Genomic DNA, 2,003 nt, shown 5'->3' on the forward strand with positions numbered 1-2,003 from the left:
GCTGCCGTCTTTGCTGCTTTGATCAATGCAACAAAGCTTTCCCTTATCGTCTCTCTCGGATGCATGAGGGCTCCTGTCCAATTAAGTGTATAAAATGATTGACTAGGATTAATAATAATACTATTATTGGTTATGAGCAATAAAGTTGAAAAAATAATCAGCTTGATGAAAGCGTCACCAAAGAACATCAAGTTTTCAGATTTGTTGGCTGTATGTGTCTATTTCTTTGGAGAACCGCGGAACAATGGTACAAGCCACTTTGTTTTTAAAACACCGTGGCTTGGTGATCCTCGTGTGAATATTCAAAAAGATTCTGGTAACAAAGCAAAAGCTTATCAAGTCAAACAAGTCTTACAAGCGATAGAAAGGATGAAACATGAACAATAATCATTATACATATCGTGTTTTGTGGTCGCAAGAAGATGAGGAATATGTCGGATTGTGTGCAGAATTCCCATCCCTTTCATGGTTAGATGCTCAAGCAGAGAAAGCTTTAAAAGGTATTATGGACCTTGTTTCAGAAGTTGTTGAGGATATGCAACATAATGGAGAAGAAGTTCCTGTGCCTTTGTCACATGGTAAATACAGTGGTAAGTTTCAATTAAGAATACCACCAGAACTCCATAGAAAACTTGCAATACAAGCCGCTGAAAATGGTGTGAGTTTAAACAGATACATTTCTTCTAAACTTTGAATCTTTTAAAAGTCTATACGTACTAAAAGAAAATGAATTTTTATATTCACTTCATCAGGGACTTATATTCCTGAATCCTTTTCCTGTGCGTTGAAACAGAGAAGTGTTCATCCTCTACAAGAGTTAAGTTTTTATGGGCTCTTTCGAAAATATTTTCACCTTTTTTATTAACGACTTCATGTAAAGCTTCCGGATTTTTTTTTACATATTGCCTGATACATCCTTCACGGTATGCGTGTTTGTAAAAACTGGTTGGAAGATACTCACCCACTTTATCAGAAGGTAAAGGGATGCCCTCTTTACACAAATCACCATTAATATTATCGATGTGCATTCTTAGTAACTGAGGATATTCGAAATAAAGCTTTTTGGCTAAGGCCAAACTAACAATCCCACTTCCAGAAGAATGTTTTTGAATATTCATTTCTGCCATGGAAAAATAACAACTAGGTAACTGAGAATCTTCAATGGCTGATTTGCTCGTTACTGCTAGCATTTGTGCTGCTGGATTTCTAAAGTTTGTGGTTTCAAACAATATCAAGGATTTCCTGCTAGAAAAGTTTCGATAATCTATTACCGAAAAATGGGCACCTTCACCTTCTACACCAATCAGGAACCTAGCAGATTCAGTTCCACTATCGATTGTTTTTTTTATTATTTCGACAAGGTTTTGAGGGGTCATAGCGAGTTGAATGTTCATAGCTGCATGTCGATCATTTGCTTTCTCGACTAGGGCAGGCATCATTGTAAGATCTGTATATACATAATTTTTGTTAGTGAAACTACCATTGGCGATGTCCTGCTCTAAATCTGCAACAATGCTTTTTAAGGATTGATTACTGAACGTGAGGTTTGTTTTTTTTTCGGAAGCACTAGCCTCTAAACGTTCAAGAAGACTTTCTAAAGGTTCATTTGCGATATCATCTTCTTTTAATGGACCGCTTGCTTGGTTAGCTTGATCTTTTGATTTTGGCATAATTAATCTCCCTGTTAAAATGGAGACAAGATAATAGTTTTTTTTGGCTAAAGGATGTTTTGATTGACCACCTTCCTACTTTTGAAGGTGAAAAGGGGAGTTGTGTTTTTTTACTTAAGCAATTATTTTTAATGGGGTTTTTCAAATTTGGTTTATCTTTTACGCCGTAAAATCTCGTCCTTTAGGGCGGAAAGGAGGTCAAAACTAGAATGGTCTTTACAGCACACCCAAAAAGATTCCTCATTGTTTTATCTCCCGCAAGATAAGCTTATACATACCGGATTCAGAGGCTTGGACATCTGTGATCACGAAGTGCTCTTGAGAGGGGGCTTT

At 36.7% G+C, this 2,003-nt stretch carries 3 protein-coding genes and 1 pseudogene; 2 read left to right on the top strand and 2 right to left on the bottom strand.

The window, feature by feature from the left end; all coding sequences use genetic code 11:
• Nucleotides 1-188, bottom strand: a pseudogene (locus ACFINF_RS09085) (hypothetical protein); the annotation flags it as partial.
• On the opposite strand from ACFINF_RS09085, the gene ACFINF_RS09090 reads away from it, so the two are divergent.
• Both ACFINF_RS09090 and ACFINF_RS09095 read left to right on the top strand, forming a co-directional pair.
• Nucleotides 115-387, top strand: coding sequence for a toxin HicA (locus ACFINF_RS09090; RefSeq protein WP_012231065.1), 273 nt, complete (start codon nt 115-117; stop codon nt 385-387). The pseudogene ACFINF_RS09085 and the gene ACFINF_RS09090 sit on opposite strands and share 74 nt — an antisense overlap.
• Entirely contained in the window at nt 377-694 is a 318-nt protein-coding gene (locus ACFINF_RS09095) for a type II toxin-antitoxin system HicB family antitoxin (protein WP_004856761.1), read from the top strand. Before ACFINF_RS09090 ends, ACFINF_RS09095 begins: the two co-directional genes overlap by 11 nt.
• A 46-nt stretch (nt 695-740) precedes the next feature.
• On the opposite strand, the gene ACFINF_RS09100 is transcribed toward ACFINF_RS09095, so the two are convergent.
• Nucleotides 741-1,670 (bottom strand): YopJ/AvrA family T3SS effector serine/threonine acetyltransferase, encoded by a 930-nt coding sequence (locus ACFINF_RS09100; protein ID WP_375620572.1) that lies wholly within the window; start codon nt 1,668-1,670, stop codon nt 741-743.
• Nucleotides 1,671-2,003: the final 333 nt, after the last annotated feature.

It is taken from the genome of Bartonella sp. TS25HLJMH (assembly GCF_042193505.1).
GTDB classification, from domain to species: domain Bacteria; phylum Pseudomonadota; class Alphaproteobacteria; order Rhizobiales; family Rhizobiaceae; genus Bartonella; species Bartonella grahamii.

Coding starts and splice junctions, on each gene's coding strand:
- ACFINF_RS09095 (WP_004856761.1), top strand. CDS start 377: ATGAACAATAATCATTATACATATCGTGTTTTGTGGTCGCAAGAAGAT.
- ACFINF_RS09100 (WP_375620572.1), bottom strand. CDS start 1,670: ATGCCAAAATCAAAAGATCAAGCTAACCAAGCAAGCGGTCCATTAAAA.